Consider the following 26939-nt stretch of genomic DNA (forward strand, 5'->3'; position numbering starts at 1 on the left):
GTCACGCCCCGATCTGGCCGCCGAGGGCCTGCATGGTCGGAAGGAAGCTCGGGAAGCTCGTGGCGATCATCGCGCCGTCATCCACCGTGACCGGGTTCCGCGCCGCGAGCCCCATCACCAGGAACGCCATGGCGATGCGGTGGTCGAGGTGGGTCGCCACCGTCCCGCCGCCCGGCGCCGCGGTGCCGTCGCCCTCGACCACGAGATCGTCGCCCTCGACCGCGTGGCGGACGCCGTTCGCGGCGAGCCCGGCCGCCACGGCCGCGAGGCGGTCCGATTCCTTCACCCGCAGCTCGTGCAGGCCGTTCATCCGGGTCCGGCCCTCGGCGAAGCTCGCCGCCACCGCCAGCACCGGGTACTCGTCGATCATCGCGGGCGCCCGCTCGGCCGGGACGTCGACGCCGGTCAGGCGGCTCGCGCGCACGCGCAGGTCGGCCACGGTCTCGCCGCCCTCCTCCCGCTCGGCCACGCGCTCGATCTGCGCGCCCATCTCCAGGAGCGTCGTGATCAGCCCGATGCGCAGCGGGTTCATCATCACGCCCTCGATCACCACGTCGGAGCCGGGCACGATCAGCGCCGCCACCAGCGGGAACGCCGCCGAGGATGGGTCGGCCGGCACCACCACGTCGGTCCCGCGCAGGGTCGGCTGCCCCGTCAGCGCGACCTTGCGGCCGTGGCCGCCCGGCCCGTGCGGCTCGACGCTGACCGCGGCGCCGAACAGGCGCAGCATCCGCTCGGTGTGGTCGCGGGTCGCAGCCGCCTCGATCACGGTCGTGACGCCGGGGGCGTTGAGGCCGGCGAGCAGGACCGCCGACTTGATCTGCGCGGAGGCCGCCGGGGTCTCGTAGGTGATCGGGATCGCCTCCCTGGGACCCCGCAGGGTCAGGGGCACGCGTCCGCCCTCGGCCTCGGCCAGGACCTGCGTGCCCATCCGGGTGAGCGGGTCGAGGATGCGGCGCATCGGCCGCGAGCGCAGGGAGGCGTCGCCGTCGAAGGTCGCGGTCACCGGCTGCCCGCCGACCACGCCCATCATCAGCCGCGAACCGGTGCCGGCATTGCCGAAATCGAGAACCTCGGCCGGGTCGCCGAGGCCGCCGATCCCGACGCCCCGGACCCGCCAGCTCCCGGCCCCGAGGCGCTCGACCCCTGCCCCGAGCGCCTTCGCGGCGGCGGCGGTGCGCAGGACGTCGTCGCCCTCCAGCAGGCCTTCGACCCGCGTCTCGCCCTGGCTGAGCAGGCCGAGGATCATCGACCGGTGCGAGATCGACTTGTCGCCGGGCGGGCGCAGGCGTCCGCGCAGCGGGGCGCCCGGCGCGGCGGTGAGGGGCTGGGGGGTCGAATCGTGCGACACGGGACGTCCGTTCGGGCTCTGAGACGTGGGCCTGGATCCGGCGCGTCGCGCGGCCCTGCCGCGGCGCTGCAATCGGACGGTGAAATCGCCGCGCCGTTAACACGGGCACCGCCCGCCGTCATCCATCCGCTGCCCGCGCCGATCCTGGGCGCCGCACGCGGGGGCGCGCCGCCCGAAACGCTCTGCGCGGGCTCGATTGACAGGCGCTTTCACCGCGACTAACGGGGCGCCTCCCCCGAGACAGTACTGACGACGAGGTGTCCGCCCGTGGCCCGACCGGAACTTGGCTTGAAGCGCCAGTGCATGAGCTGCGGCGCGAAGTTCTACGACCTCGCCCGCGATCCCGCGGTCTGCCCGAAATGCGGCGCGGTCTATCAGGCGGTGGCCACCTCCAGCCGTGCGGCCCCCCCGGCGCTGTCGCGGGGCCCGGCCAACACCGACGATGAGGACGAGACGGACGAGAAGGGCCCGGAGATGGTCTCCCTCGACGAGGTCGAGGCCGCCGAGGACGACGCCGATCCGACGCCCGAGGACGACTCGGTCGAGGACGGGGAATCCTCCGACGACGATACCTTCCTGGAGGAAGAGGATTCCGGCGACGACGACGTCTCCGACCTGATCGACGGCGATATCGAGAACGACGAGGAGGGCTGAGGCGGCCTCCGTCTCCCCCGACCAAAAACCCCCGGCGGCAGCGAAAAAGGGGGTTGAGTCCGCGATGCGAGCCGCCTATAGAACCGGCCTCGCCGACCGCGACCCGGACCGGCGAGACCCCGCGGTACCCAAACCGCGGTGGATGTAAAAAGTGGGGCCTTAGCTCAGCTGGGAGAGCGCTTCCATGGCATGGAAGAGGTCATCGGTTCGATCCCGTTAGGCTCCACCATCCCACCCTCGCGCGACGCGGCCCTGTCGGGGACGCGGACCGCGTTTAAAAATATGGGGCCTTAGCTCAGCTGGGAGAGCGCTTCCATGGCATGGAAGAGGTCATCGGTTCGATCCCGTTAGGCTCCACCATTCCTCGCAGGCGCGACGCGGCCGTCCCGGCCTTCCGCGGCGTCAGGCAGATCCCCACAGCACCGTCCCTGCGCGCGCAGCAAAACGATCCTGTCGGCGCGACGACTGAGGTCGCGCGGTCCTGAGTCACCACGCGTTGCTCGTGATGGCGGAGAGGACATCGCCCGAGGGTTTCAGGCGGAACCCGCCCCGGCCGACCAGGCCCGCATCGGGACTCCTCGCTGTATCAATCCGGCTCAGCGGGTCAGGTGACCGAGCGGCAGCGCGGTCGTGTACTTCACCTGCCCCAGGGCGAAGCTCGAGCGGATGTTGGCCACGCCGGGGATCCGTGTGAGGTGGTCGAGGACGAGCTTCTGGTACTGGCCCAGATCCTCGACCACGACGCGCAGCATGTAGTCGGCCTCGCCGCTCATCAGGTAGCACTCCATCACCTCCGGGCGGCTGCGCACCGCCTCGTCGAAGGCCTGGAGCGCGGCCTGGGTCTGCTTCTCCAGCGACACGTGGACGAAGACGTTGACCGCGAGCCCGAGGCTCAGGGGGTCGACCACCGCCACGCAGCCGCGGATCACCCCCGCCTCCTTCAGGTCGTTGACGCGTCGCCAGCACGGCGACGTCGACAGGCCGACCCGCTCCGCGAGATCCGCGATGCTGATCTCGCTGTCCTGCTGCAGGCACTCGAGGATGCGCAGGCTCGCGGCGTCGAGGGCGGCCGGTCGGGCGGGCATGCGATCGGTCTCCGGTCGGGAGCCGCGTGCGCGGCCTGGGGCGCAGGATGCGGCATGTTTTGCCGCCTACAGCCCGTATCAGGGAATATCAATCCGCGAGCCCCGGCATCGCGGCAAATATCCGGCATGTCCCGCCGCCGCGATCCTCGTATGATCGCGCCGACCAGGGAGGCCGCGCCGATGAACGCCATACCGCCGAAAGCCACGATCGCGCGGTCCGCCGAGGTGGATCACGATCCGGCCGAGACCCAGGACTGGCTCGCCGCGCTGGAATCCGTCTTCCGCACCGAGGGCGCGGCCCGGGCGCGCTTCATCCTCGATCGCCTGGAGCGGCGCTCGAAGGAGATCGGCATCCTCGACGAGGCCCTGCCCTACTCGCCCTACCGGAACACGATCGCGCTGGAGAAGCAGCCGCGCTACCCCGGCGACCTCGACATCGAGGAGCGCCTGACCTCGATCATGCGCTGGAACGCGCTGGCCATGGTGGTGCGTGCCAACATGGCCTACGGCGAGCTCGGCGGCCACGTGGCGAGCTACGCCTCGGCGGCGGAGCTGTTCGAGGTCGGCTTCAATCACTTCTTCAAGGGCGGCACGGACGGCGACCTCGTCTATTTCCAGCCGCACTCCGCGCCGGGCGTCTACGCGCGGGCCTTCCTCGAGGGCCGGCTGTCCGAGGAGCAGCTGAAGCACTTCCGCCAGGAGATCGCCGGCGACGGGCTCTGCTCCTACCCGCATCCCTGGCTGATGCCGGATTTCTGGCAGGTCCCCACCGGCTCCATGGGCATTGGCCCGATCCACGCGGTCTATCAGGCCCGGTTCATGCGCTACCTCGGCGACCGGGGCCTCGCCGACACCACCGGCCGGCACGTCTGGGGCGTGTTCGGCGACGGCGAGATGGACGAGCCCGAGTCGATCGGCGGCCTGGCGCTCGCCGCGCGCGAGAATCTCGACAACCTGACCTTTGTCATCAACTGCAACCTGCAGCGGCTCGACGGGCCGGTGCGCGGCAACGGCCAGATCATCCAGGAGTTGGAGAGCCTGTTCCGCGGCGCCGGCTGGAACGTCATCAAGGTGCTGTGGGGCTCGGAGTGGGACGGGATCTTCGCCCGCGACACCAACCACGCCCTGCTGCGCCGCTTCGCCGACACGGTGGACGGCAAGTACCAGACGCTCGGTGCCAAGGACGGCGCCTACAACCTCGCGCACTTCTTCGGCGAGGACCCGGAGGTGCGCGAGCTCGTCGCCCACATGTCGGACGCCGACGTCGACCGGCTGAAGCGCGGCGGCCACGACTTCCGCAAGCTCTACGCGGCCTTCGCGGCCGCCAAGGCCACCAAGGGCCGGCCGACGGTGATCCTGGCCAAGACCAAGAAGGGCTACGGCATGGGCGGTGCGGGCGAGTCGCGCATGACCGCCCACCAGGCCAAGAAGCTCGACGTCGACGCGCTGCGCGCCTTCCGCGACCGCTTCGCCCTGCCGCTGTCGGACGCGCAGGTGGAGGGCCTGGCCTTCTACAAGCCGGCCGAGGACGGCGCTGAGATGCGCTACCTGCGCGAGCGGCGCGAGATGCTCGGCGGCGTCCTGCCGGCCCGCCGCCGCACGGCGCCGACGGTCCCAGTTCCGGAGCTCTCCACCTACGCGGGCTTCGCCCTCGAGGCCGCCGGCAAGGAGATGTCGACCACCACCGCGGTGGTGCGCCTGTTCGGCAACCTCCTGAAGCACAAGGATCTCGGGCCGCGCATCGTGCCGATCGTCGCCGACGAGGCGCGGACCTTCGGCATGGCCAACCTGTTCCGGCAGGTCGGGATCTACGCGCCGCAGGGGCAGCTCTACGAGCCGGAGGATGCCGGCTCCATGCTCTACTACCGCGAGGCCCGGGACGGGCAGCTCCTCGAGGAGGGCATCACCGAGGCCGGGGCGATCTCGTCCTGGACGGCGGCGGCCACGTCCTACAGCGTCCACGGCCTGTCGATGCTGCCGTTCTACATCTACTACTCGATGTTCGGCTTCCAGCGGGTCGGCGACCTGATCTGGGCGGCGGCCGACCAGCGGGCCCGCGGCTTCCTGATCGGCGCCACGGCGGGCCGCACGACGCTCGGCGGCGAGGGCCTGCAGCACCAGGACGGTTCGAGCCACATGCAGGCGGCCGCGATCCCGAACTGCCGGGCCTACGATCCGGCCTTCGCGTACGAGATGGCGGTGATCGTCGACCGGGGCGCCCGGGCGATGATGGAGGAAGGCGAGGACGCCTTCTACTACCTCACGGCGATGAACGAGAACTACGCCCAGCCGTCCATGCCGCAGGGGGCGGAGGCCGGGATCCTGAAGGGCATGTACCGCCTGTCGGGGCCGGAGGCCGGACAAGGGACGGGCGCCGCTGTGCGGCTCCTGGGCTCCGGGGCGATCCTGCCGGAGGTGATCGCAGCGGCGACGATGCTCGCGCAGGATTTCGGCGTCGCGGCCGAGGTGTTCAGCGTGACGAGCTTCAGCGAGCTGGCCCGCGACGCCCGCGAGGCCGAGCGGCAGGCGATGCTCAACCCGGAGGCCGAGGCGCCGGTCAGCCACGTGGCGGCGCTGCTGCCGGGCACGGCGCCCATCGTCGCGGCGAGCGACTACGTCCGGGCCTACCCGCAGCTGATCGCCTCCTATGTCGGCGCGCGCTTCGTCGCCCTCGGCACCGACGGGTTCGGGCGCAGCGACACCCGCAACGCGCTCCGCCGGTTCTTCGAGGTCGACCGGCAGCACGTGGTCATCGCCGCCCTGCACGCTCTGGCCGAGGCCGGCACGGTGCCGCGCGCCGCGGTGGCGGACGCGATCCGCCGCTACGGCGTCGCGGCCGACGCGCCCGCGCCCTGGACGATCTGAGGCCGGGCGCCCCGTCGAGGGGCGCCGCCCGCCCCCACCCCTTTTCCGAACGCCCGACCCACGGACACCCGACCGCATGAGCGCCGCGCTGCAGATCGCCCTCCCGGATATCGGCGACTACCGGGACGTGCCGGTCATCGAGCTTCTGGTGAAGCCCGGCGACCGCCTCGCGGTGGACGACCTGATCCTCAGCATCGAGTCTGACAAGGCCACCATGGAGGTCCCCTCCCCGGTCGCCGGCATCGTGCGCGAGTTGCTGGTGTCGGTGGGGACGAAAGTGTCCGAGGGCACGCCGATCCTGACGGTGGAGCCTGCCGAGGGCGGCGGGGTCGAGACCGCGGCGGCACCGCCTGCCGCGGCCGCAGCGCCGTCGGCTTCCGGGCAGGGCGCGGGTCCCCGCTCCCGTGCGGGAGAGGGACAGGGTGAGGGATCCGGGTTGTCCGGAGACGGCACCCCCCTCACCCCAGCCCTCGCCCGCACGGGAGAGGGAGCCGGTCGCGCCTCGCCGGAGCCGATGCGGGCCGACCCGATCCAGGCGACGAGCGGCGACGTGCATGCCAGCCCGTCCGTCCGCCAGCTCGCCCGCGAGCTGGGCGTCGGGCTCGACCGCGTCGCCGCCACCGGGCCGAAGGGGCGGATCCTGCGCGAGGACGTGCACGCCTTCGTCAAGGCGGCCCTCAACGCGCCGGCACAGGCGCCCGCCGCCGCGTCCGGCATCGGCGCCGGCCTGCCGCCCTGGCCGGAGGTCGACTTCGCCAAGTACGGGCCGGTGCGGCGCGAGCCGCTCTCGCGCATCCAGAGCCTCTCTGGGGCCAATCTCAGCCGCAACTGGCTGACGATCCCGCACGTGACCAACTTCGACCGGGCCGACGTCACCGAGATCGAGTCGTTCCGGGTCGGCCTCAACACGGAGACGCGCACGCCGCCCGCCCGGGTCACCATGGTGGCCTTCCTGATCAAGGCGGCGGCCTCGGCGCTGCGCGCCTATCCGCGCTTCAATTCCTCCCTGGAGGGCAGCGACCTCGTCCTGAAGGACTACGTCCATGTCGGCTTCGCGGTGGACACGCCGAAGGGCCTGATGGTGCCGGTGGTGCGCGACTGCGACCGCAAGGGCCTCATCGAGATCGCCACCGAGATGGCTGCGATGGCCGAGAAGGCCCGGGCCGGAACCCTCCCGGGTTCCGAAATGCAGGGCGGCTGCTTCTCGGTCTCGTCGCTCGGCGGCATCGGCGGCGACGGCTTCACCCCGATCATCAACGCCCCCGAGGTCGCGATCCTGGGCGCGGCGCGCTCGCGCACCGAGGCGGTCTGGGACGGCAAGGCCTTCCAGCCGCGCCTGATCCTGCCGCTCAGCCTGTCCTGGGACCATCGCGTCGTGGACGGCGTCGCCGCCGCCCGCTTCCTCGGCCACGTGGCCTCGGTCCTGTCGGACCTGCGCCGCGCCCTCCTGTGACCGCCGCCATGCCCGAGACCCTCGACATCCGCGTCCCCGATCTCGGGGACTACGCCGACGTGCCCGTCATCGAGATCCCGGTGGCGCCCGGCCAGCCGGTCGCCAAGGACCAGACCCTGCTGGTGGTCGAATCCGACAAGGCGACGCTGGACATCCCCTCCCCCGCGGCGGGCCGCCTCGTGGAGATGCTGGTCGGCCTCGGCGACACGGTGTCGGCCGGCACCCGCGTCGCCCGCCTCGCGGTCGAATCGACCGACGCGCGCGGCGAACCGACCCCTGCGCCGGCCTCGGCTCCGACCCCCGCGCCCACGCCCGCCGCGCCATCGAAGCCGCAGTCCGGCGCGGGCTGCGATCTCCTGGTGATCGGCGGAGGACCGGGCGGCTACTCGGCCGCCTTCCGGGCCGCCGATCTCGGGCAGCGGGTCATCCTGGTCGAGCGCCACGCGACCCTCGGCGGCGTCTGCCTCAACGTGGGCTGTATCCCCTCGAAGGCGCTGCTCCACGTGGCCGCGGTCACCGAGGAGGCCGTCCGGCTGGCCGCGCACGGGATCAGCTTCGGCGCGCCGACGGTGGATCTGGAGAAGCTGCGGACCTTCAAGGCCGGCACCGTCCGCCGCCTCACCGACGGGCTCGCCCAGATGGCGCGCCAGCGCAAGGTCGAGGTGGTCCGCGGGACAGCCCGCTTCACCGGGCCCGACACGGTCTCGGTGACGCTGCACGACGGCGGCACGCGGGACGTCACCTTCACGGGCGCCGTCGTGGCGGCGGGCTCGGCGCCGGTGGCCCTGCCGATGCTCCCGGACGATCCGCGGGTCGTGAATTCCACCGGGGCGCTGGAACTGCCCGCCGTGCCGCGCCGGCTCCTGGTGATCGGCGGCGGCATCATCGGCCTGGAGATGGCGACGGTCTACAGCGCGCTCGGCGCGCGGGTCGACGTGGTCGAGCGCCTGCCCGGCCTGCTCGAGGGCGTCGACCGGGATCTCGTCGGCGTCTGGACGAAGCGCAACGCCCACCGTTTCGACCGCGTCCTGACGGGGGTCGAGGTCGTCTCAGCCGAGGCGAAACCGGACGGGATCGCCGTGACCTTCTCGGGGGAGGCCGAGCCCGGAACCTACGACCTCGTGCTCCAGGCCGCGGGCCGCCGGCCCAACGGGTCGACGCTCGGTCTCGACGCGGCCGGCGTGGCGCTGGACGGCGGCTTCGTGCCGGTGGACGCCCAGATGCGCACGAACGTGCCGCACATCTTCGCCATCGGGGATTGCGTCGGCCAGCCGATGCTCGCCCACAAGGCGGTGCATCAGGGCCACGTCGCCGCCGAGGCGGCCGCCGGCCACAAGGCCGGGTTCGACGCCGCCGTGATCCCGTCGGTCGCCTACACCGACCCGGAGATCGCCTGGGCCGGGCTCACCGAGACGGCCGCGAAGGCGGCCGGGCGGGCCGTCGAGGTGGCGCGCTTCCCCTGGGCCGCTTCGGGCCGGGCCATCGCCAACGGCGCCGATTACGGCCTGACCAAGCTGCTGTTCGACGCGCAGGCCAAGCGCGTCGTCGGCGGCGCCATCGTCGGCCCGAACGCCGGCGACATGATCGGCGAGGTCGCGCTGGCGATCGAGATGGGCGCCGACGCCACCGATATCGGCCGGACGATCCACCCCCACCCGACCCTCGGCGAGACGATCGGTCTCGCGGCGGAGGCCGGGCTCGGCCTCTGCACCGACCTGCCGCCGGTCGCCCGTCGGTAGACACGACGTCGGCGCCGGGCCCGTCCGCCCGGCGGCTCGACGGATCGCCGCGTCTTGTATAGATCTCGGCGCCCGTCGCCGGCACGGCCGGGAAGCCGTCCGGTCGGAGCGTTCTGCCGGGCCTCGATGCGGCGGCACGTGGCGAAGATCTGGTGGTTCAGCTGAGAGGATATGATCCGAGATGCTGTGGCACACCGGAAAGTCTTTCCGCCACGCCGTCCGCATTTTGCAATTACTGGCACGGGATCGATCGGCGCGCGGGGCCCCGCGGCCCGCAACGGCCGCACCGGCGCTCCGGGTACCGCCCCTGGTCCTCGCCGTGCTGCTGGGTTCGGGCGCGGTGACCGGGGCGCCGAGCTGGGCGCGCGACGCCGCCGAGGCGCCGAAGCCGGCCGATACGCCGTCCGCCGCCGACGGGCCGCAGGCGCTCATCGCCTCGCTGCGGAGCCGTATCCTCGCGGCGCACAGCGCGACCTTCGCCCTCGAGAGCTGGTGTGCCGACTACAAGCTCGCCGGAGACCCGCACCTCGTGGCGGAGCGCGTGGCCGTCGCCGACAAGCCCCTGACGGCCGCGCAGCGCGCCCGTCTCGCGATCGGCCCGGACGAGCCGGTGCGCTACCGCCGCGTCCGCCTCGCCTGCGGGGACCGCGTCCTGTCCGAGGCGGATAACTGGTACGTGCCGGCCCGGCTCACGCCGGAGATGAACGCGACGCTGGACACCACCCGCACGCCCTTCGGCCGGGTTGTGCGTCCCCTCGCCCCGGTGCGCAGCACCGTCGAGGTGCGCGCGCCGGTCCGGAGCGCCGCGCCCGGACCGGACGATCCGCTCTTCGAGATCGACGCCGTGTTGTCGACCGGGGCCGGGCAGCCGTTCTGCGAGGTCGTCGAGACGTATCTGGGCGGTGCGCTGCCGCAGGCATCGCGGTAGAACCCGGCCGCGTTCTCGGTTGGGAGGAACAGGTATGGGTTCGAGGTTTCGTCGCGCGGTTCTGGCCCTGCTCGCGACGGGCGCGGCGTGCGCGCCGGCCCTGGCGGCCGATCCGGCCGGCGTATGGCTGACGGAAACCGGCAGTTCGAAGGTCCGCATCGCGCCCTGCGGCGGCGGCTTCTGCGGCACGATCATCAGCGCACCCGGGAAGGGGCTCGACGCGAAGAACCCGGATCCGGCCCTGCGTGGCCGCAGCGTCGTCGGCGTCCAGATCCTCGACGCGCGACAGCCCGAAGGCGGCGGCTTCTCGGGGTCGCTCTACAACCCGAACGACGGCAAGACCTATTCCGGTTCGCTGAAGCTCACGGGACCCGACTCGCTCGAGGTCTCCGGCTGCGTCATGAGCGTGTTCTGCAAGCGGCAGACCTGGACGCGCGTGAAGTGATCGCGCGCGGCGGGCGCCGGGGCGAGGCGGTGCCGCGTCGCAACAACGCGGGATCGATCGCGCGCGACTGAGGTTGCCTGGGTCTGGAACCAGCAAGGATTCTCATGACCCGGACATGTCTCGCCGCCCTTCTCGCCCTCGCCACCGTCGCGCCGGCCAGCGCCCAGGTCGAGGCCCGGCCCGTCGCGCCCGCTCCCGGCGCGCCGGGCGTGGTGAGCCAACAGATCGACGCCACCGGGAACGAAGCCGCCGTGAGCTACTCGCCCACCGGCCGGCCGGCCGACACGATCTCCAACAACTCGGCGGCGGCGGGCAATGCCAACCAGCCGTCGCGGGTCGCGCCGCAGGGCGGTGGCGGCGGCGGCAGCCGGTGATCTCGCCTGATCCCCGGTAACCCGAGCGGCGCAGGACCCGCGAGGGGGCCGCGATGTTCGCCCGGGACCGGAACGGACGCGGGGCACTCTCAAGCCGGCCGCGCCGGTCTCGCGGAGGACGATCGGGCCGCACCCGTGACGGGTGCGGCCCTTCCACGGCGCGTCGTGCCTCAGGCGGCCTCGGTAAGGGCCTGCGCGACGGCGTCGAGGGCGGCCTCGGCCCCGGCCCCGTTCGGGCCGCCGGCCTGCGCCATGTCGCGGCGGCCGCCGCCGCCCTTCCCGCCGAGCGCCCCGGCCCCTGCCCGGACCAGCCCGACCGCGTCGTAGCGCGCGGTCAGGTCGTCGGTGACGCCGACCACCAGCCCGGCCTTGCCGTCCGGTCCGACGCCGACCACCGCCACGATGCCGGAGCCCAGGCGCTTCTTCTCCTCGTCGACGATCGGCTTGAGGTCGCGCATGTCGAGCCCTTCGATGACGGAGCGGCGGAAGGCCACCCCGCCGATCTCGGTCTGCTGCGCGCCCGAGCCCGGGCCACCCTCGCCGCCCATGGCGAGCTTGCGACGGGTCTCGGCCAGTTCGCGCTCCAGGCGGCGCCGGTCCTCCATCAGCGCGGTCAGGCGGTCGGGCGCCTCCGAGACCGGCGCCTTGAGGATGCCGGCGAGCGCCGCCAGCGTCCGGGCCTCCTCGGCCCGGTGACGGCGCGCCGCGTCGGCGGTCAGCGCCTCGATCCGGCGCACGCCCGCGCCCACCGCGCTCTCGGCCACGATGGTGATCGCCCCGATATCGCCGGTGCGCGCGGCGTGAGTGCCGCCGCAGAGCTCCACGGAGAAGTTCTTGGCGCGCGGTTGCGCGGCGTCGCCGTCGACCGGCAGCCCCATCGAGACCACCCGCACCTCGTCGCCGTACTTCTCGCCGAACAGCGCGCGGGCGCCCGACGCGATCGCGTCGTCCACGGCCATCAGCTTCGTGACGACGGGCGCGTTCTGCAGCAGCACCGCGTTGGCGATGTCCTCGACGCGGCCGAGCTCGTCGGCCTCGATCGGCTTCGGGTGGCTGATGTCGAAGCGCAGCCGGTCGGGGCTGACCAGCGAGCCCTTCTGGGCGACGTGGTCGCCCAGCACCTGCCGCAGGGCCTCGTGGAGCAGGTGGGTGGCCGAGTGGTTGGCCCGGATCGCCCTGCGGCGGGCGTTGTCGACCTTCAGCTCGACCGGCTGGTCGAGGCTCACCGACCCCTCCTCCACGGTGACGTGATGGACGAACACGTCGCCGAGCTTCTTCTGGGTGTCGGTCACCCGCGCCCGCACGCCCGGCGCCAGGATCAGGCCGGTATCGCCGACCTGGCCGCCCGACTCCCCGTAGAACGGCGTCTGGTTGACGAGGACGAGGCCGGTCTGACCAGCCTCGAGGGCCTTCACCTCGGCGCCGTCGCGCAGGAGCGCGGTCACGATGCCCTCGGCGGTCTCGGTCTCGTAGCCCAGGAATTCGGTGGCGCCGACGCGCTCGCGCAGTCCGAACCACACCGTCTCGGTCGCCGCCTCGCCCGAGCCTTTCCAGGCCTCGCGGGCCGCCTGCTTCTGGCGCTGCATCGCGGCCGCGAAGGCGTCGGTGTCCACGCCGATGCCGCGGGCCTTAAGCGCGTCCTGCGTCAGGTCGAGGGGGAAGCCGTAGGTGTCGTAGAGGGTGAAGGCGGTCTCGCCGGAGAGCTTGTCGCCCTCCCGCAGGTCGCGGCTCTCGGCGTCGAGGATCGACAAGCCCCGCTCGAGGGTGCGGCGGAAGCGAGTCTCCTCCAGCTTCAGGGTCTCGGCGATCAGGCTCTCGGCCCGCATCAGCTCCGGGTAGGCCTGGCCCATCTCGCGCACGAGGGTCGGCACGAGGCGGAACATGGTGGGCTCGCGGGCCCCCAGGATCTCGGCGTGGCGCATGGCGCGGCGCATGATCCGGCGCAGCACGTAGCCGCGGCCCTCGTTGCCCGGCAGCACGCCGTCGGCCACTAGGAAGGAGGCCGCCCGCAGGTGGTCGGCGATCACCCGGTAGGACGCCATCGTGGCCGCCTCCGGCGCCCGCGAGACCGCGTGGGCCACGGCGTCGATCAGGGCGCGGAACAGGTCGGTGTCGTAGTTCGAGTGGACGCCCTGGAGGATCGCCGCCATGCGCTCCAAGCCCATGCCCGTGTCGATCGACGGCCGCGGCAGCGGGTTCCGGACGCCCGGCTCCAGCTGCTCGTACTGCATGAACACGAGGTTCCAGAACTCGAGGAAGCGGTCGCCGTCCTCGTCCGGCGAGCCGGGCGGGCCGCCCTGCAGCGCCGGGCCCTGGTCGATGAAGATCTCCGAGCAGGGGCCGCAGGGGCCGGTATCGCCCATCTGCCAGAAATTGTCGGAGGTCCCGATCCGGATGATCTTGTCGTCGGAGAAGCCGGCGATCTTCTTCCACAGGCCTGCGGCCTCGTCGTCGTCGGCGTAGACGGTGACGAGGAGCTTGTCGGGCTTGAGGCCGAACTCCTTGGTGATCAGCGTCCAGGCCAGCTCGATCGCGCGGTCCTTGAAGTAGTCGCCGAACGAGAAGTTGCCGAGCATCTCGAAGAACGTGTGGTGGCGCGCGGTGTACCCGACATTGTCGAGGTCGTTGTGCTTGCCGCCGGCCCGCACGCATTTCTGCGCCGTCGTCGCCCGGTCGTAGGCGCGCTTCTCCATCCCGGTGAAGACGTTCTTGAACTGCACCATGCCGGCGTTCGTGAACATTAGCGTCGGGTCGTTCTTCGGCACGAGGCTCGAGGACGGCACGACCTCGTGGCCCGCCTTGGCGAAGTAGTCGAGGAAGGTCGACCGGATCTCGTTGACGCCGCTCATCGGGGCTGACTCTGGCAGTACGGACGGGAAAGGGCGGCCGCGCGTCATCCGCCCGGCGCCCGCATGGCGCCCTCTTAAGGAGGGATGTCGCGCGAGTCACGGGCGGCCTGCCCCGAAATCTCCACGGGACGCCGCAACTCGGCCACAAGCGCGGCCGTGTTGTCGCCACATCTGTCAAGCGATGGTGAGTCCGTAGCGCCACGGTGGCGTGTGGAGAGTCGGGATAACGATGCAGGGCCGCACGGTCGGATCGCCGAGGACCATCACCGGCAAGCAGGGCCATTTCGGCTCGGGCCGCGCCGACGTGATCGCCGCACAGCCCATGCTGGGCCGTGCCCATGGCAGCCGCCCCGCGCTGTTCCGCTCGCTGCTCACCGTCTCGATGATCGCCGGCGGCCTCAGCGCCGCGCTGATCGGGTCGGGCGTGGACCTCGCCAAGGTCGGCCTGTCGCCGGCCGTGTCGGTCGCGGAGGCCGCCACCGAACTCCCGATGCCGCGCCCGCGCATCCACACCGTCGCCCTCAGCACCCCGCTGGAGCAAACGCCGCTGCGCGCCGCCGCGAGCTTCGCCCCTGTGCACGACCTCGACACCGAGCTCGGCTCCAACACGGTCGACCGCGTGTCGTACGACTTCCTGCTCTCCGAGAGCGCCGTCGGCGACCCGAACGACATCCTCGAGTTCGGTCCGATGAAGATCCGGCGCCACCTCGTGCAGACGATCGTCCGGGCGGCCCAGGCGGTCCAGACCGATCCGGTGCTGCTGATGGCGGTAGCCGACAAGGAATCGAGCTTCGTCACGGCGGTCCAGGCCAAGACCTCCTCGGCGACGGGCCTCTACCAGTTCATCGAGCGGACCTGGCTCGGCGTGGTTCGCGACTTCGGCGCCAAGTACGGGCTGGAGAAGGACGCGGCGCTGATCACCTCCGACGCCAACGACCGGCCGGTGATCACCGATCCGGCGGAGCGCGCCCGGGTGCTGGAACTGCGCCGCGACCCGTACCTCTCGGCGCTGATGGCCGGCGAGATGCTGAAGCGCGACGCGGCCCGCATCGCCCTGCGCATCGGCCGCGAGCTGACCCTCGGCGAGGTCTACCTCGCCCACTTCCTCGGACCGGACGACGCCGAGGAGTTCCTCGCCAACGTCGTGAACAAGCCGGCCGCCGCCGCGGCGGCCCTGCTCCCGGGGCCGGCCCGGGCCAACCGCTCGATCTTCTTCGCCGCCGGGCGCTTCGTCGGGCGCGGCCGCCACCGCAAGCCCCTGAGCCTGTCGGTCGCGCAGGTGCACGAGAAGTTCGAGGCGATGATGAGCACCCGCGGGACGCGCTACCAGAACGTCCGCCAAGTCTCTGGAATCATGGCGTATGCCGACGCCGACGCCGGGCTCGCCACGCAGTAACGGCTCTGTGACGCCGGGCGTGATTCCGAACGCCCGGCGCAACCAGCGGCGGATTGCCGACTTTCCTCCTTCGAGCGCCGCATCCTCGGGCGGCGCGGAAGTCGACTTCGGGGGGAGTCCTTGAAAAAGCACCAGACGAGCGCACCCCTGCCGCTCACCGATACGCTGTCACCGGGTATTCCGCTCGATCAGATCGGTCAGAAACTGGCGTCGTTCTACGATGATCTGGTCACCGAGGGTGTGCCCGAACACCTCGCGGCCCTGGTCCGCCGCGTGCGGCAGAACGAGGGCGACGAGGCCGCCCCGGGCGCGCCGAGCGTCGTGGCGGCCGAGGCCGGTCCGCCGCGTCTCGCGCTCGTCGTGGAGGACGATCCCGAGATTCGCGCGCTCGCCGAGACCCTCTTGGAGGAAACCGAACTCGACGTGGTCGGGTGCGACAGCGCCGAGGCCGCCCTGTCGGTCCTCCAGGCGCGCGGGGGCGACGTCGCCCTCGTCTTCGCCGACGTCCGGCTGGCCGGCGAGATGGACGGCCTCCAGCTCGCCCGTGCGGTGGCGACCCTGTGGCCCCGGGCCCGTCTGGTGATCACCTCGGGCCACGGCATTCCCCGCCCCGAGCTGCCGGCCGAGGCCGTCTTCATCGCCAAGCCGTGGCGCCCCCTCGACGTGCTGGTCGAGGCCGAGCGCGCCGCCGCCGACCCGGCCCCGCCGGTGGTCTGAGGCGTTCCGCGCGGCCGGGCCCGGCCCTTGCATCGCCGGTGACCGCGTCGGCGCGAGCCCGGAGCCTGCGACTTGCCGATCCTCTCCGTCCGCCACCGCACGCTCTACCGGTACCGGCGTCCGGTCGCCTTCGGCGAGCACCGGATCATGTTCCGGCCGCGCGACAGCTACGATCAGCGGCTGATCGCGGCGACCCTCGACATCGCCCCGGAGCCGGCCACCCTGCGCTGGCTGTTCGACGTGTTCGGCAACTGCGTGGCGGTCGCGACCTTCGACACCCGCGCCGAGACCCTGACCTTCGACTGCGGCATCACCCTCGACCACACCCCGGAGCACGCGCCGGTCTTCCCCCTGGCGCCGCACGCGACCCACTACCCGTTCGGCTACGGGGCGGAGGACATGCCGGACCTCACCCGCTCCATCGAGCGGCAATGGCCGGACCCGCGGCACGAGGTCGATGCCTGGGCGCGGAGCTTCCTGCCGCCGCAGGGCCGTATCCCGACGCAGGAGCTGCTGGCCGCGATGACGCGCAGCGTGCGGGCGAACTTCACCTACCTCGCCCGCTCCGAGAAGGGCGTGCAGGACCCGCTCACGACCCTGCGCACGAAGCTCGGCTCGTGCCGGGACTTCGCGGTGCTGATGATGGAGGGCGTCCGGGCGCTCGGCATGGCCGCCCGCTTCGTCTCCGGATACCTCTACAACCCGCGCAACGACCGGGCGCGTCACGTCGGCGGCGGCTCCACCCACGCCTGGCTGCAGGTCTACCTGCCGGGCGCCGGCTGGGTCGAGTTCGACCCGACCAACGGCATCGTGGGCAACCGCGACCTGATCCGCGTGGCGGTGACCCGCGATCCGGCGCAGGCCGTGCCGCTGCACGGCTCATTCTTCGGCCTCGCCAGCGACGATCTCGGCATGCGCGTCGACGTCGACGTGGTGGAACTGCCCGCCGACGGGCCGGCGGCCCGAACCGTGCAGGGGCCGGAGACGTCCCTGGCGCGTTGAGTTCGCGCGCACCCGGACTCGGAACGAGCGTGCGTGGCGACTCCGCGCGGACGGCGACAGAGCAAGGTGGCCCCGATGAAGATCAGGACCGGTTTCGATATCGCTTTCACGCTGTCGCAGCCGACACCGATGATCCTGATGCTGAGCGTCCATCCCTCGCGGATCGACGACGTGCTGACCCCGCACGCGATAGGGTTCGATCCGCCGCTCGAGGCGCGGACGTACCGGGATGGCTTCGACAACATCTGCCACCGCATCGTCGCGCCGCCCGGTCAGCTGACCATCGCGGCCGACTTCACGGTCGAGGATTCGGGCGAGCCCGATCCGGTCGTGCCGGACGCCCGGCAGATCCCGGTCCAGGACCTGCCCGACGACGTCCTGATCTTCCTCCTGGGCTCGCGCTACTGCGACACCGACAAGCTCTCGCAGACCGCGTGGTCCCTGTTCGGCGGCACGCCGGAGGGCTGGGCCCGCGTCCAGGCGATCGTCGACTACACGCACGAGCGGATCCGCTTCGACTATCAGCGCGCCGACGCGACCCGGAGCGCGCACGACGCCTTCATGCAGCGCGAGGGCGTGTGCCGCGACTTCGCGCACCTGGCGATCACCCTGTGCCGGTGCATGAACATCCCGGCGCGCTACGCCACCGGATACCTCGGCGATATCGGCGTGCCGAAGGATCCGGCGCCGATGGACTTCTCCGCGTGGTTCGAGGTCTTCCTCGCGGGCCCAGAGGGGCCGCGCTGGTACACGTTCGACGCCCGCCACAACCGGCCCCGCATCGGCCGCATCGTCATGGCCCGCGGCCGCGACGCCACCGACTGCGCCATCTCGACGAACTTCGGCTACGCCCACCTCGCGCGCTTCGACGTCCACACGGACGAGGGCCCCTGAGCCGCGCACGCGTTCGTGATATCGCGCACCGCACGGCCAAGCCGGCCTGCGTATTCCGCCGGACAGCAAATTCCGGGCGGAAGTATGGAACTGCTAGCCTATGCTCACGCTTGTAATGGCAAAGGTTATTGCACAGGTAGGCCACTCATGAAGACCACGGTCACCGCACTCGCCGCGCTCCTCGGCGTGTCTGTTCTTGCCGCCACGCCCGTCCTCGCCGCTTCGTCGTACGATCCCTTCGGCACGGATAATGCCGACGAGTACTACTCCGATCAGGGACAGTACGGTTACCAGGGCACTTACGCCCCGGGCTACGGCCAGGGCGTGCAGGCCGCGCCGCAGGCGCAGGTCCAGCCGATCCCCCGCGAGATCGTCGCGTTCAACGCGCCCTACGCGCCCGGCACGATCGTGGTCTCCACCGCCGAGCGGCGCCTGTACTACGTGCTCGGCAACGGTGAGGCGATCCGCTACGGCGTCGGCGTCGGCCGTCCGGGCTTCAGCTGGAGCGGCACCAACAAGATCACCGCCAAGCGCGAGTGGCCGTCGTGGACGCCCCCGAAGGCCATGATCGCCCGTCGTCCCGACCTGCCGCGCTACATGGCGGGCGGCATCGAGAACCCCCTCGGCGCCCGGGCCATGTATATCGGCAGCACCGAGTACCGTATCCACGGCTCCAACGAGCCGGACACGATCGGTCAGGCGGTCTCGTCGGGCTGCATCCGGATGACCAACGACGACGTCACCGACCTGTACGAGCGCGTGAAGGTCGGCGCCAAGGTCGTCGTCCTGAACTGAGCGCGGCGCGGGATCACCCGCGCCCCTAGCCCGCCTGTGCCGCACGGGCCGCGTCATCCCACCCGGGGGCGCGGCCCGTCGCGTGTGCGGTCGCCTGCGCGGGGCTGCGCCTCAGGGAACGACGCGGCCGACGGCCGTCTGCGGCGGGCTGAACGACGCGATCGGCATGTCGCAGAAGCAGCGCACGCCGAGGGGCCGCGGCCCCGGCAGCGGGCAGGAATACGGCTTCGGGCCGGTGATTCCCTGCTGGACGGCGTCGCAATTGTAGCCGACCGGGGCGCGCTGCGCCCGGCGCGGGACCGGCCGGTAACCGCCGTCGTAGCCCGGATCGTCGTAGTACTGGGCGAAGGCCGCGCTGCTCGGAGCGACGGCGGCGAGCGCCAGGGCGGCGACCGCCAGACGGAGAGGTCCACGCAGGCCGGATCGGCCGGAAACAGTGAGGCGCATCCCTGAACCCTTCACTCGGCGCGGACCCAACGCGTCCGCCCGGCGGCTCTCGGCGGCAATACCGGCGAAAACGAGACGGCCCGCCCCCCGGATCGGGAGCGGGCCGCGGCCCCGTTCGTCGGTGCGAGCGTCAGTGCGACGCGCGCTCGGCGGCGTCCTGGGCGTTCTGGGCCGTCTGCTTCGCGGCGTCCTGGCCCTGCTCCATGGCCTTGCGGGCCTCGTCGGCACCCTGCTGCATCGCCGACTTGGCGCGCTCGGCGCCCTGCTGCATCGCGCTCTGCGCGAGGCCGCTGAACTCCTTCGCCTGGGCCTGGATGGCGGCAAACTGGCTGCGGACGAACTCGGCCTGGTGCTGCATCGCCTCCTGCATGTCCCTGGAGCGGACGAGCTTCTGGGCGAGGTCGAAGGCCGCGTTCACGTTCTGCTCGGCATACTCGAAGCCGCGCGAGGACGCGTCCAGCGCGTTGGAGCGCGCCAGCTCGGCCGAGCCCTGCACGGTGTCGGCGGTGCGGCGAGCCGCGCCGATGAAGCTGTCGAACGCCTTGCGGGCCTGCTCGACGCTCTTCTCGGCGAAGTCGCGCATCTCGGCCGGAACTTCGTAGTTCGGGGGGTTGCTCATACGTCGTCTCCTCTCTTCATTGGCCTGTGGATGGCGCTTTGTGCGGTGCACAATAACTGATTCGCCGCCATATGCCACCCGCGCTCATGGCGTTAAGGTTGACATAACGTAAACGTGTGACGGTTGCGCCGAGAGTCCAGCGCCGCGGCGCGGGGGAGTTTACAATAGGGCTACGGTCGCGCGCGTTTCTCGGGCAAAGCGGGACCGTTGAGTGTCAGGATCGCGTTAGGGTTCGAGGTCGCGGGCTTTGGAGACGACAGTGACACCGACGGCCGCTGCAGCCCCGCCCGGGCTGGGGACTGCCTTCGCGACCTGGGAGCGCCTGCCCGCGCTGGCGGCCGCTCTGGGCGCGCGCGACGCCGTGCATCTCGTGATCGATCCGTCGGAGGCCCGGATCCTGTCCGCGTCCGAAGCGGCGGCGGGTCTCGCCGCGGTTCTGGACGGCCCGTCCCTCGCCGACCTGACCCGGCAGATCGCGACCGCGGTGGCGGGCGACGCCGCGCCCCGCCTCGCGCGCCTGCGCCTCGATGTCCGCCGGATCGCGCCGCCGGTCCTGTGCTGGCTGGCGCGCGGCGCGCAGGCCGACGGCCGGCCCGCGATCCTCGTCGTGCCGACCGCGCCGGTGGCGGCTGGCCGCGCGCGTCCGATCCGCCCGCTCGATCCGTCGGTCGAGGCGTCCCCCGGGCATCCGGTGGCGGCGCGCGCGCTTACCGCGGAGTCGCAATCGCCTCCGGCGACGCCGCTCCGGCGCGACGACCGCTTCCTCTGGCGCCTCGATGCCGCGGGTGTCCTGACGACCCTCACAGGCCCGGAGGCGCTCGCCGGGCTGGTCGGGCAGCGCTGGCAGGATCTGGCCGAGAGCGGGCGCCTCTCCGGCGCCGACGCCGTGCTGGCGGCCCTGCGCGACCGGCGCACCTTCCGCGGGGAACCGGCGGTCCTCGATGCCGGCACCGGGGCGTTCCGGGTCGACCTGTCCGGAGCCCCGCTCGGGCGGGGCGACGCGGCCTTCTCGGGCTTCGGCGGCTTCGGCCTGATCCGCAGCGCCCCGGCCGGCAGCCCGAGACCGGTCGCGACGCCGGAGCCGACCCCGGAGCCCATGCCCGAGCGCGTTCCCGAGCCCGTGCCCTCCGCGACGCCGGAGCCGGCAACGTCCGAGGTTGCCAAGCCCGCTGCTGGCCCGGCCGGGACCGGCGACGCCGCGATCCCTGTCGCGATTCCTGTCGCGGTCGACGCGGATCCCGTCGCCGCGCCGCTGTCGAACGACGAGCACGCCGCGTTCCGCGAGATCGCCCGCGCGCTGGGCGCCCGCTACGCCGGTGACGAGGCCGGATCGGGGGCGCCCCGGACCGCGGGTGGCGCGGTGATGCCGTTCCCGGCGCCGCAGGCCGGTCCGGCGGAGACCGGCGCGACCGCCGCGGATCCCGATGTCGAGACCGGGACGGCGGAGGCCGAGCCGGTCGCCGACGCGCCGCCGTCCCCCGAATCCGATCTCCTCGGCGGATTGCCGGTGCCGGTGCTGGTCCATCGCGACGGAGCGATCGTCGCGGCGAACCGCGCCTTCCTCGATCTGACCGGCCATCCCGACCTGCCGAGCCTCGCGCGCCTCGGTCTCCCGGGATTGCTGCCCGGCCTCCCCCCGGCGGAGACGGCCGACCCGTCCGCGCGCCGGACGACCGTCGCGACGGCCGACGGCGGCGCCCGTCCCGTCGAAATCGGGGCCGGCGCCCTCCCCTGGTCGGGCGCGACCGCGACGTGCCTGGTCGTGCGCCCGGTCGAGGACGCCGACGTCGCCGACGCCCTCACGGCCGAGCGCCTCGCCCGCGCCGCTGAGACCGAGCGGACGGCCAGCGCCGAGGCGACTCTGGACGCGCTGGAGACGGGCGTCGTCACGGTCGACGGGGCCGGGCGCATCGTCGCGCTGAACCGCGCGGCGGCCGGCCTGTTCGGCTGCGATCCGCGCGAGATCGTCGGCAGCAGCTTCGTCACGCTCTTCGACCGGGAGAGCGTCCTGACGGTCGCCGATGCCCTGAGAGGCACCGCCCCGGGGCGGCGGATCGTGCGCATCGACGGCGCTCCGATGTCGTTGACCGTGGCGGCGGCGGCGGGCCGGCGCGTGGCCCAGATTGCCCGAGCCGAGGACGAGGCCCTCGCGCGGAGCGCGGAGGGCGGCCCGGAGCCCGCGCCGGGCCGCGCCGATGCCGTCGACCGGCTCGGCTGCGCCGTCCGCGAGCCCGTGTCCGGGATCGTCGACCTGGCCGGCGCGATGCTGAAGGAACCGTTCGGCCCCCTCGGGGACGCGCGCTACCGGGGCTGCCTCGCCGAGATCAAGGCCTCGGGCGAGGCGATGCTGGAGCGCGTCGGGAAGCTCCTGGACCTCGCCGCCGTCGAGGCCGGCGCGCTCCACCTGGAGCCGCGCGCCCTCGATCTCAACGACGTCGTGGCGAGCTGTGTCGCCCAGCTCCAGGGGGAGGCGGCGCGGGGGCGCATCGTGATGCGGACGAGCTTCTCGACCGATATCGGCGACCTGGAGGCCGACGAGCGCTCGGTCAGCCGCGCCGCCAGCTTGGTGATCGAGAACGCGATCCGACGCTCCACGGCCGGCAGCCAGATCATCGTGTCCACCGGGTCCGCCGAGCGGGCGGGGATCGCCGTGCGGGTGCGCGAGACCGGCGCCGGCCACGCGCCGCGGGCGGCAGCGCCGCAGGGCGATGTCGAGGACGGGCTGGCGCTGCCGCGGGCGCTCGTGGAGGCCAATGGCGGGCGCCTGCAGCTCTCCGCCCGACCGGAAGACGGCACGCTCGTGGAGATCATCATGCCCGCGCGGCGGGCGGCCAACGGCTAGGGGTGAGCGCCCCCCACCCCCGCGTGGCGGAAACAGAGGGCCGCCGGTGACAGCGGGCTCGGGCGCGCGCGCTTGACAGCGCAGCATCGAAGCCCCAATCAGCCCTTACATTGCGCCCAATCTATTCACGGGAATTGAGCTGCGCAGGAGCGCGCCAAACTGCGATGATATCGTCCTCGTAGATTGGCGGCTACGTTACTTTGGAAGTCCTGGCTGCGCGGCGGAGACCGCGATACGATCGGGCGCCAAAACAGGGATGGGACGCCATGGTAGGCAAGGTGATCGAGGTTCAATCCGCGTGGCGCGAGGGTGCGCACGTGGACGATGCCAAGTACCGGGAGATGTACGCGGCTTCGGTCGCCGATCCCAACGCGTTCTGGGCCGAGCACGGCAAACGCATCGACTGGATGAAGCCGTTCTCGACGGTGAAGAACACCAGCTTCGAGCCCGGCAAGGTCTCGATCAAGTGGTTCGAGGACGGCAAGACCAACGTCGCCCATAACTGTATCGATCGCCATCTCGAGACCCGCGGCGACCAGACCGCGATCATCTGGGAAGGCGACAACCCCGACGAATCCAAGCACATCACCTACCGCGAGCTGCACGCGCAGGTCTGCCGGATGGCCAACGTCCTGCGCAACCGCGGCGTCGGCAAGGGCGACCGCGTCACGCTCTACATGCCGATGGTCCCGGAAGCCGCCTACGCGATGCTCGCCTGCGCGCGGCTCGGGGCGATCCACGCCATCGTGTTCGGCGGCTTCTCGCCGGATTCCCTCGCCTCGCGCATCCAGGGCTGCGGCTCCAAGGTGGTGATCACTGCCGACGAGGGCCTGCGCGGCGGCCGCAAGGTGCCGCTGAAGGCCAATGTCGACGAGGCGATCAAGCGCCTCGGGACCGACCTCGTCGACCACGTGATCGTCGTGCGCCGCACCGGCGGCAGCGTCGCCATGGAGGCGGGCCGGGACGTCTACTACGACGAGGCCGCCGAGCAGGTGACGGACGAGTGCCCCGCCGTGGCGGTGGAGGCCGAGCACCCGCTCTTCATCCTCTACACCTCCGGCTCGACCGGGCAGCCGAAGGGCGTGGTGCACACCACCGGCGGTTACCTCGTCTACGCGTCGATGACGCACGAGTACGTCTTCGATTACCGCGAAGGCGACGTGTACTGGTGCACCGCCGATGTCGGCTGGGTCACGGGCCACAGCTACATCGTGTACGGGCCGCTCGCGAACGGCGCCACGACGCTGATGTTCGAGGGCATCCCGACCTACCCGTCGACCTCCCGGTTCTGGGAAGTGGTCGACAAGCACAAGGTCAACATCTTCTACACGGCGCCGACCGCGATCCGCTCGCTGATGGGCGGCGGCGAGGGGCCGGTGAAGAAGACCTCGCGGCAATCGCTCCGCGTGCTGGGCTCCGTGGGCGAGCCGATCAACCCGGAAGCCTGGGAGTGGTACTACAACGTCGTCGGCGACCAGCGCTGCTCGATCGTCGACACGTGGTGGCAGACCGAGACCGGCGGCATCCTGATCACCCCGCTGCCGGGTGCCACCGCCCTGAAGCCGGGCTCGGCGACCCGGCCGTTCTTCGGCGTGAAGCCCGAGATGGTCGACGCCGAGGGCAAGGTCCTGGAGGGAGCCTGCGAGGGCAATCTCTGCATCGCCGATTCCTGGCCGGGCCAGATGCGCACGGTCTACGGCGACCATGAGCGCTTCGAGCAGACCTACTTCTCGACCTACCCGGGCAAGTACTTCACCGGCGACGGCGCCCGCCGCGATGCGGACGGCTACTACTGGATCACCGGCCGGGTCGACGACGTCATCAACGTCTCGGGCCACCGGATGGGCACCGCCGAGGTCGAGTCGTCCCTGGTCGCCCACCCGAAGGTGGCCGAGGCCGCGGTGGTGGGCTACCCGCACAACGTGAAGGGCCAGGGCATCTACGCCTACGTGACCCTGAACGACGGCGAGGAGGGCGACGACGCCCTGCGCAAGGAGCTCGTGACCTGGGTCCGCAAGGATATCGGGCCGATCGCCTCGCCGGACCTGATCCAGTTCGCGCCCGGCCTGCCCAAGACTCGCTCGGGCAAGATCATGCGCCGGATCCTGCGCAAGATCGCCGAGGACGATTTCAGCTCGCTCGGCGACACCTCGACGCTCGCCGAGCCGGCCGTCGTCGACGACCTGATCGAGAACCGGCAGAACCGGGGCTGATCGTACCCGCGCCGCCCCGGCGGCGCGGGTTCGGACCGGGGCGGGTGCCGGGGCGGCGCCCGCTCCCAACAAGAACCACGAGTCTCAACGCGAAGAACCGGGGGGCCAGAGCAGGCCCTCGCGGGAGGAACACCCATGAGCGGCACGACACTGAACACCCGAGGGCGCGCGGCGCCCCCGGGACCACGCCCACGCGAGACCGCCGCCGATCCGCAGGTCGAGCGGATCGCCCGGACACCCGAGTTCCAGCAGCTCGTTCACGAGCGCACCCGCTTCGCCTGGATCCTGACGATCCTGATGCTGGTCGTCTATTTCGGCTTCATCGGCCTGATCGCCTTCGACAAGTCGCTCCTCGCCGTGAAGGTCGGCGGCACCGCCTCCCTCGGCCTGTTCGCGGGCGTGTTCGTGATCCTGTTCGCCTTCGCGCTCACGGGGGTCTACGTCGCCCGGGCCAACACGCGCTTCGACGCGCTGAGCGAAGCCCTGAAGCGGAGCGTGGCCCGATGAACCGCCTCCTCCTCGGCCTGACGCTCGCCACCATCGTCGCGAGCGCCGCCTACGCGGCCGGCCCGGATCTCGGTGCCGTCGCGCAATCGGCCACGAACTGGCCGGCCATCCTGATGTTCCTGTTCTTCGTGCTGCTGACGCTCGGCATCACCTACAAGGCCGCCAAGGGCACCAAGTCGGCCGCCGACTTCTACGCGGCGGGCGGCGGCATCTCGGCCGGGACGAACTCGCTCGCGATCGCCGGCGACTACATGTCGGCGGCCTCGTTCCTCGGCATCTCCGGCCTCGTCTACACCTCGGGCTTCGACGGGCTGATCTACTCGACGGGCTTCCTGGTCGGCTGGCCGATCGTGCTGTTCCTGATCGCCGAGCGCCTGCGCAACCTCGGCAAGTTCACCTTCGCCGACGTGGCGAGCTTCCGCCTCGACCAGACCGCCATCCGCATCATCTCGGCGGTGGGCACCCTGGTGGTGGTCGCCTTCTACCTGATCGCCCAGATGGTCGGCGCGGGGAAGCTGATCCAGCTCCTGTTCGGCCTGCCCTACCTCTACGCGGTGATCATCGTCGGCGTCCTGATGATCGTCTACGTCGCCTTCGGCGGCATGAAGGCGACCACCTGGGTGCAGGTGATCAAGGCCTGCCTGCTGCTCGGCGGCGCGACCTTCATGGCCGGCGCGGTTCTGTACAAGTACGGCTTCAACCCGGAATCGCTGTTCGCCAGCGCCGTTCAGGTCCACCCGAAGGGCGACGCGATCATGGCGCCGGGCGGTCTGGTGTCGAACCCGGTCGAGGCGATCTCGCTCGGCGTCGGCCTGATGTTCGGCACCGCCGGTCTGCCGCACATCCTCATGCGGTTCTTCACGGTCTCGGACGCCCAGGCCGCCCGCAAGTCGGTGTTCTACGCCACCGGCCTGATCGGCTACTTCTATATCCTGACCTTCATCATCGGCTTCGGCGGCATCGCGCTGCTGATGTCGGACCCGGTCTACTTCAAGCTCGGTCCGGCCGGCGCCTTCGACAAGCTGAAGGACATGATCGGCGGCACCAACATGGTGGCGGTGAACCTCGCCAACGCGGTGGGCGGGCCGTACTTCCTCGGCTTCATCTCCGCGGTGGCCTTCGCGACGATCCTCGCGGTCGTCGCCGGGCTCACGCTCGCCGGGGCCTCGGCGATCAGCCACGACCTCTACGCCCAGGTGATCGCCCGCGGGCGCACCACCGAGAAGCACGAGGTCAACCTGTCGAAGATCTCGGCCGTGGTGATCGGGATCGTGGCGATCTACCTCGGCTACGTGTTCGAGAACCAGAACGTCGCCTTCATGGTCGGCCTCGCCTTCGCGGTGGCGGCGAGCTGCAACTTCCCGGTGCTGGCCATGTCGATCCTGTGGCGCGGCACCACCACCTGGGGCGCGCTCGCCGGCGGCCTCGTCGGCCTGCTCGCGGCGGTCATCATGGTGGTTCTGTCGAAGGCCGTGTGGGTGACCACGCTGGGCAATCCCGCCCCGCTCTTTCCCTACGACAACCCGGCGCTGTTCTCGATGCCGCTGGCCTTCGCGACGATCTGGATCGTCTCCCTCATGGACAAGTCCCGCCGGGCCCAGCGCGAGCGGGCCGCCTTCGAGGCGCAGTACGTGCGCTCCGAGACGGGCATCGGGGCGGCCGGCGCGCACGCGCACTGACGGCCTTCCGAAGCGTCGAACGGGCGGAGGGCGCGGCGCGAGCCGCGCCCTTCGTCGTTCCGGTGACAACTGCGTACGCGCCCAT

Annotated in this window: 21 protein-coding genes and 2 tRNA genes; 18 read left to right on the forward strand and 5 right to left on the reverse strand. The window is 71.7% G+C overall.

Features of this window, described 5'->3' with window-relative positions; translation table 11 throughout:
* Window position 1: 1 nt before the first annotated feature.
* Window positions 2–1351, reverse strand: coding sequence for a 3-phosphoshikimate 1-carboxyvinyltransferase (aroA, locus tag BLW78_RS21555; protein ID WP_091682004.1), 1350 nt, complete (start codon window positions 1349–1351; stop codon window positions 2–4).
* A gap of 267 nt (window positions 1352–1618) precedes the next feature.
* On the opposite strand from aroA, the gene BLW78_RS21560 reads away from it, so the two are divergent.
* The 3 genes from BLW78_RS21560 to BLW78_RS21570 all read left to right on the forward strand — a co-directional run bounded on the left by BLW78_RS21560 (window position 1619) and on the right by BLW78_RS21570 (window position 2365).
* Complete coding sequence (locus BLW78_RS21560) at window positions 1619–2005, forward strand: TIGR02300 family protein (protein WP_026604880.1); 387 nt, start codon at window positions 1619–1621, stop codon at window positions 2003–2005.
* Window positions 2006–2158: 153 nt separating this feature from the next.
* Window positions 2159–2234, forward strand: a tRNA-Ala gene (locus BLW78_RS21565).
* Window positions 2235–2289: 55 nt separating this feature from the next.
* Window positions 2290–2365 (forward strand) — tRNA-Ala (locus BLW78_RS21570).
* 236 nt (window positions 2366–2601) lie between these two features.
* Here BLW78_RS21570 and BLW78_RS21575 read toward each other — a convergent pair.
* Window positions 2602–3090: an Lrp/AsnC family transcriptional regulator gene (locus BLW78_RS21575; RefSeq protein WP_020092868.1), complete on the reverse strand. Its 489-nt coding sequence runs from the start codon at window positions 3088–3090 to the stop codon at window positions 2602–2604.
* A gap of 180 nt (window positions 3091–3270) precedes the next feature.
* Between BLW78_RS21575 and mdeB the strand changes: the two genes are divergently transcribed.
* The 6 genes from mdeB to BLW78_RS21605 all read left to right on the forward strand — a co-directional run bounded on the left by mdeB (window position 3271) and on the right by BLW78_RS21605 (window position 10894).
* Window positions 3271–5955 (forward strand): alpha-ketoglutarate dehydrogenase, encoded by a 2685-nt coding sequence (mdeB, locus tag BLW78_RS21580; RefSeq protein WP_091682047.1) that lies wholly within the window; start codon window positions 3271–3273, stop codon window positions 5953–5955.
* Window positions 5956–6031: 76 nt separating this feature from the next.
* A complete protein-coding gene (locus BLW78_RS21585) occupies window positions 6032–7408 on the forward strand; it encodes a 2-oxo acid dehydrogenase subunit E2 (RefSeq protein ID WP_091682005.1) in 1377 nt (458 codons plus the stop codon).
* A gap of 8 nt (window positions 7409–7416) precedes the next feature.
* Window positions 7417–9147: a dihydrolipoyl dehydrogenase gene (gene lpdA, locus BLW78_RS21590; RefSeq protein WP_091682049.1), complete on the forward strand. Its 1731-nt coding sequence runs from the start codon at window positions 7417–7419 to the stop codon at window positions 9145–9147.
* Window positions 9148–9466: 319 nt separating this feature from the next.
* Window positions 9467–10075, forward strand: a complete 609-nt coding sequence (locus BLW78_RS21595; protein WP_056531996.1) for a hypothetical protein — start codon at window positions 9467–9469, stop codon at window positions 10073–10075.
* 34 nt (window positions 10076–10109) lie between these two features.
* Window positions 10110–10520, forward strand: coding sequence for a DUF2147 domain-containing protein (locus BLW78_RS21600; RefSeq protein WP_020092873.1), 411 nt, complete (start codon window positions 10110–10112; stop codon window positions 10518–10520).
* Between the two features lie 104 nt (window positions 10521–10624).
* Window positions 10625–10894 carry a hypothetical protein gene (locus BLW78_RS21605; RefSeq protein ID WP_012322495.1) on the forward strand — a complete coding sequence of 90 codons (270 nt, stop codon included), beginning with the start codon at window positions 10625–10627 and terminating at the stop codon, window positions 10892–10894.
* A gap of 170 nt (window positions 10895–11064) precedes the next feature.
* Here BLW78_RS21605 and alaS read toward each other — a convergent pair whose 3' ends face one another.
* Complete coding sequence (gene alaS, locus BLW78_RS21610) at window positions 11065–13743, reverse strand: alanine--tRNA ligase (RefSeq protein WP_091682007.1); 2679 nt, start codon at window positions 13741–13743, stop codon at window positions 11065–11067.
* Window positions 13744–13972: 229 nt separating this feature from the next.
* On the opposite strand from alaS, the gene BLW78_RS21615 reads away from it, so the two are divergent.
* From BLW78_RS21615 to BLW78_RS21635, 5 genes are all read left to right on the forward strand, one after another.
* A complete protein-coding gene (locus tag BLW78_RS21615; RefSeq protein WP_056531990.1) occupies window positions 13973–15139 on the forward strand; it encodes a transglycosylase SLT domain-containing protein in 1167 nt (388 codons plus the stop codon).
* 120 nt (window positions 15140–15259) lie between these two features.
* Window positions 15260–15856: a NepR family anti-sigma factor gene (locus BLW78_RS21620; RefSeq protein ID WP_082558049.1), complete on the forward strand. Its 597-nt coding sequence runs from the start codon at window positions 15260–15262 to the stop codon at window positions 15854–15856.
* A gap of 72 nt (window positions 15857–15928) precedes the next feature.
* Window positions 15929–16858: a transglutaminase family protein gene (locus BLW78_RS21625; RefSeq protein WP_091682008.1), complete on the forward strand. Its 930-nt coding sequence runs from the start codon at window positions 15929–15931 to the stop codon at window positions 16856–16858.
* 75 nt (window positions 16859–16933) lie between these two features.
* Window positions 16934–17752: a transglutaminase-like domain-containing protein gene (locus BLW78_RS21630; protein WP_091682010.1), complete on the forward strand. Its 819-nt coding sequence runs from the start codon at window positions 16934–16936 to the stop codon at window positions 17750–17752.
* A gap of 147 nt (window positions 17753–17899) precedes the next feature.
* Complete coding sequence (locus BLW78_RS21635; RefSeq protein WP_091682012.1) at window positions 17900–18547, forward strand: L,D-transpeptidase; 648 nt, start codon at window positions 17900–17902, stop codon at window positions 18545–18547.
* Between the two features lie 111 nt (window positions 18548–18658).
* Here the strand turns inward: BLW78_RS21635 and BLW78_RS21640 are convergent, their stop codons facing one another.
* Both BLW78_RS21640 and BLW78_RS21645 read right to left on the reverse strand, forming a co-directional pair.
* Window positions 18659–18994, reverse strand: coding sequence for a hypothetical protein (locus BLW78_RS21640; protein ID WP_020092880.1), 336 nt, complete (start codon window positions 18992–18994; stop codon window positions 18659–18661).
* A 130-nt stretch (window positions 18995–19124) separates the two neighbouring features.
* Window positions 19125–19613 carry a phasin gene (locus tag BLW78_RS21645; protein ID WP_012322487.1) on the reverse strand — a complete coding sequence of 163 codons (489 nt, stop codon included), beginning with the start codon at window positions 19611–19613 and terminating at the stop codon, window positions 19125–19127.
* Window positions 19614–19872: 259 nt separating this feature from the next.
* On the opposite strand from BLW78_RS21645, the gene BLW78_RS21650 reads away from it, so the two are divergent.
* From BLW78_RS21650 to BLW78_RS21665, 4 genes are all read left to right on the forward strand, one after another.
* The gene (locus tag BLW78_RS21650; RefSeq protein WP_244527010.1) at window positions 19873–22455 is read left to right on the forward strand and encodes a PAS domain-containing protein; all 2583 of its coding nucleotides are present in this window, start codon (window positions 19873–19875) and stop codon (window positions 22453–22455) included.
* 266 nt (window positions 22456–22721) lie between these two features.
* Window positions 22722–24668, forward strand: a complete 1947-nt coding sequence (gene acs, locus BLW78_RS21655) for an acetate--CoA ligase (RefSeq protein ID WP_020092882.1) — start codon at window positions 22722–22724, stop codon at window positions 24666–24668.
* 135 nt (window positions 24669–24803) lie between these two features.
* A complete protein-coding gene (locus tag BLW78_RS21660; protein WP_020092883.1) occupies window positions 24804–25175 on the forward strand; it encodes a DUF485 domain-containing protein in 372 nt (123 codons plus the stop codon).
* Entirely contained in the window at window positions 25172–26854 is a 1683-nt protein-coding gene (locus BLW78_RS21665; RefSeq protein ID WP_091682016.1) for a cation acetate symporter, read from the forward strand. The genes BLW78_RS21660 and BLW78_RS21665 overlap by 4 nt, the downstream gene beginning before the upstream one ends.
* Window positions 26855–26939: the final 85 nt, after the last annotated feature.

It is taken from the genome of Methylobacterium sp. 275MFSha3.1 (assembly GCF_900108435.1).
Taxonomy (GTDB): domain Bacteria; phylum Pseudomonadota; class Alphaproteobacteria; order Rhizobiales; family Beijerinckiaceae; genus Methylobacterium.

Excerpts from the sequence above, each read along its gene's own strand:
- BLW78_RS21645 (WP_012322487.1), bottom strand. The coding sequence starts at position 19,613 with ATGAGCAACCCCCCGAACTACGAAGTTCCGGCCGAGATGCGCGACTTC.
- BLW78_RS21665 (WP_091682016.1), top strand. The coding sequence starts at position 25,172 with ATGAACCGCCTCCTCCTCGGCCTGACGCTCGCCACCATCGTCGCGAGC.
- BLW78_RS21630 (WP_091682010.1), top strand. The coding sequence starts at position 16,934 with ATGAAGATCAGGACCGGTTTCGATATCGCTTTCACGCTGTCGCAGCCG.
- BLW78_RS21660 (WP_020092883.1), top strand. The coding sequence starts at position 24,804 with ATGAGCGGCACGACACTGAACACCCGAGGGCGCGCGGCGCCCCCGGGA.
- BLW78_RS21600 (WP_020092873.1), top strand. The coding sequence starts at position 10,110 with ATGGGTTCGAGGTTTCGTCGCGCGGTTCTGGCCCTGCTCGCGACGGGC.
- lpdA (WP_091682049.1), top strand. The coding sequence starts at position 7,417 with ATGCCCGAGACCCTCGACATCCGCGTCCCCGATCTCGGGGACTACGCC.
- BLW78_RS21605 (WP_012322495.1), top strand. The coding sequence starts at position 10,625 with ATGACCCGGACATGTCTCGCCGCCCTTCTCGCCCTCGCCACCGTCGCG.
- BLW78_RS21575 (WP_020092868.1), bottom strand. The coding sequence starts at position 3,090 with ATGCCCGCCCGACCGGCCGCCCTCGACGCCGCGAGCCTGCGCATCCTC.
- mdeB (WP_091682047.1), top strand. The coding sequence starts at position 3,271 with ATGAACGCCATACCGCCGAAAGCCACGATCGCGCGGTCCGCCGAGGTG.
- BLW78_RS21615 (WP_056531990.1), top strand. The coding sequence starts at position 13,973 with ATGCAGGGCCGCACGGTCGGATCGCCGAGGACCATCACCGGCAAGCAG.
- BLW78_RS21640 (WP_020092880.1), bottom strand. The coding sequence starts at position 18,994 with ATGCGCCTCACTGTTTCCGGCCGATCCGGCCTGCGTGGACCTCTCCGT.
- alaS (WP_091682007.1), bottom strand. The coding sequence starts at position 13,743 with ATGAGCGGCGTCAACGAGATCCGGTCGACCTTCCTCGACTACTTCGCC.
- acs (WP_020092882.1), top strand. The coding sequence starts at position 22,722 with ATGGTAGGCAAGGTGATCGAGGTTCAATCCGCGTGGCGCGAGGGTGCG.
- BLW78_RS21585 (WP_091682005.1), top strand. The coding sequence starts at position 6,032 with ATGAGCGCCGCGCTGCAGATCGCCCTCCCGGATATCGGCGACTACCGG.
- BLW78_RS21635 (WP_091682012.1), top strand. The coding sequence starts at position 17,900 with ATGAAGACCACGGTCACCGCACTCGCCGCGCTCCTCGGCGTGTCTGTT.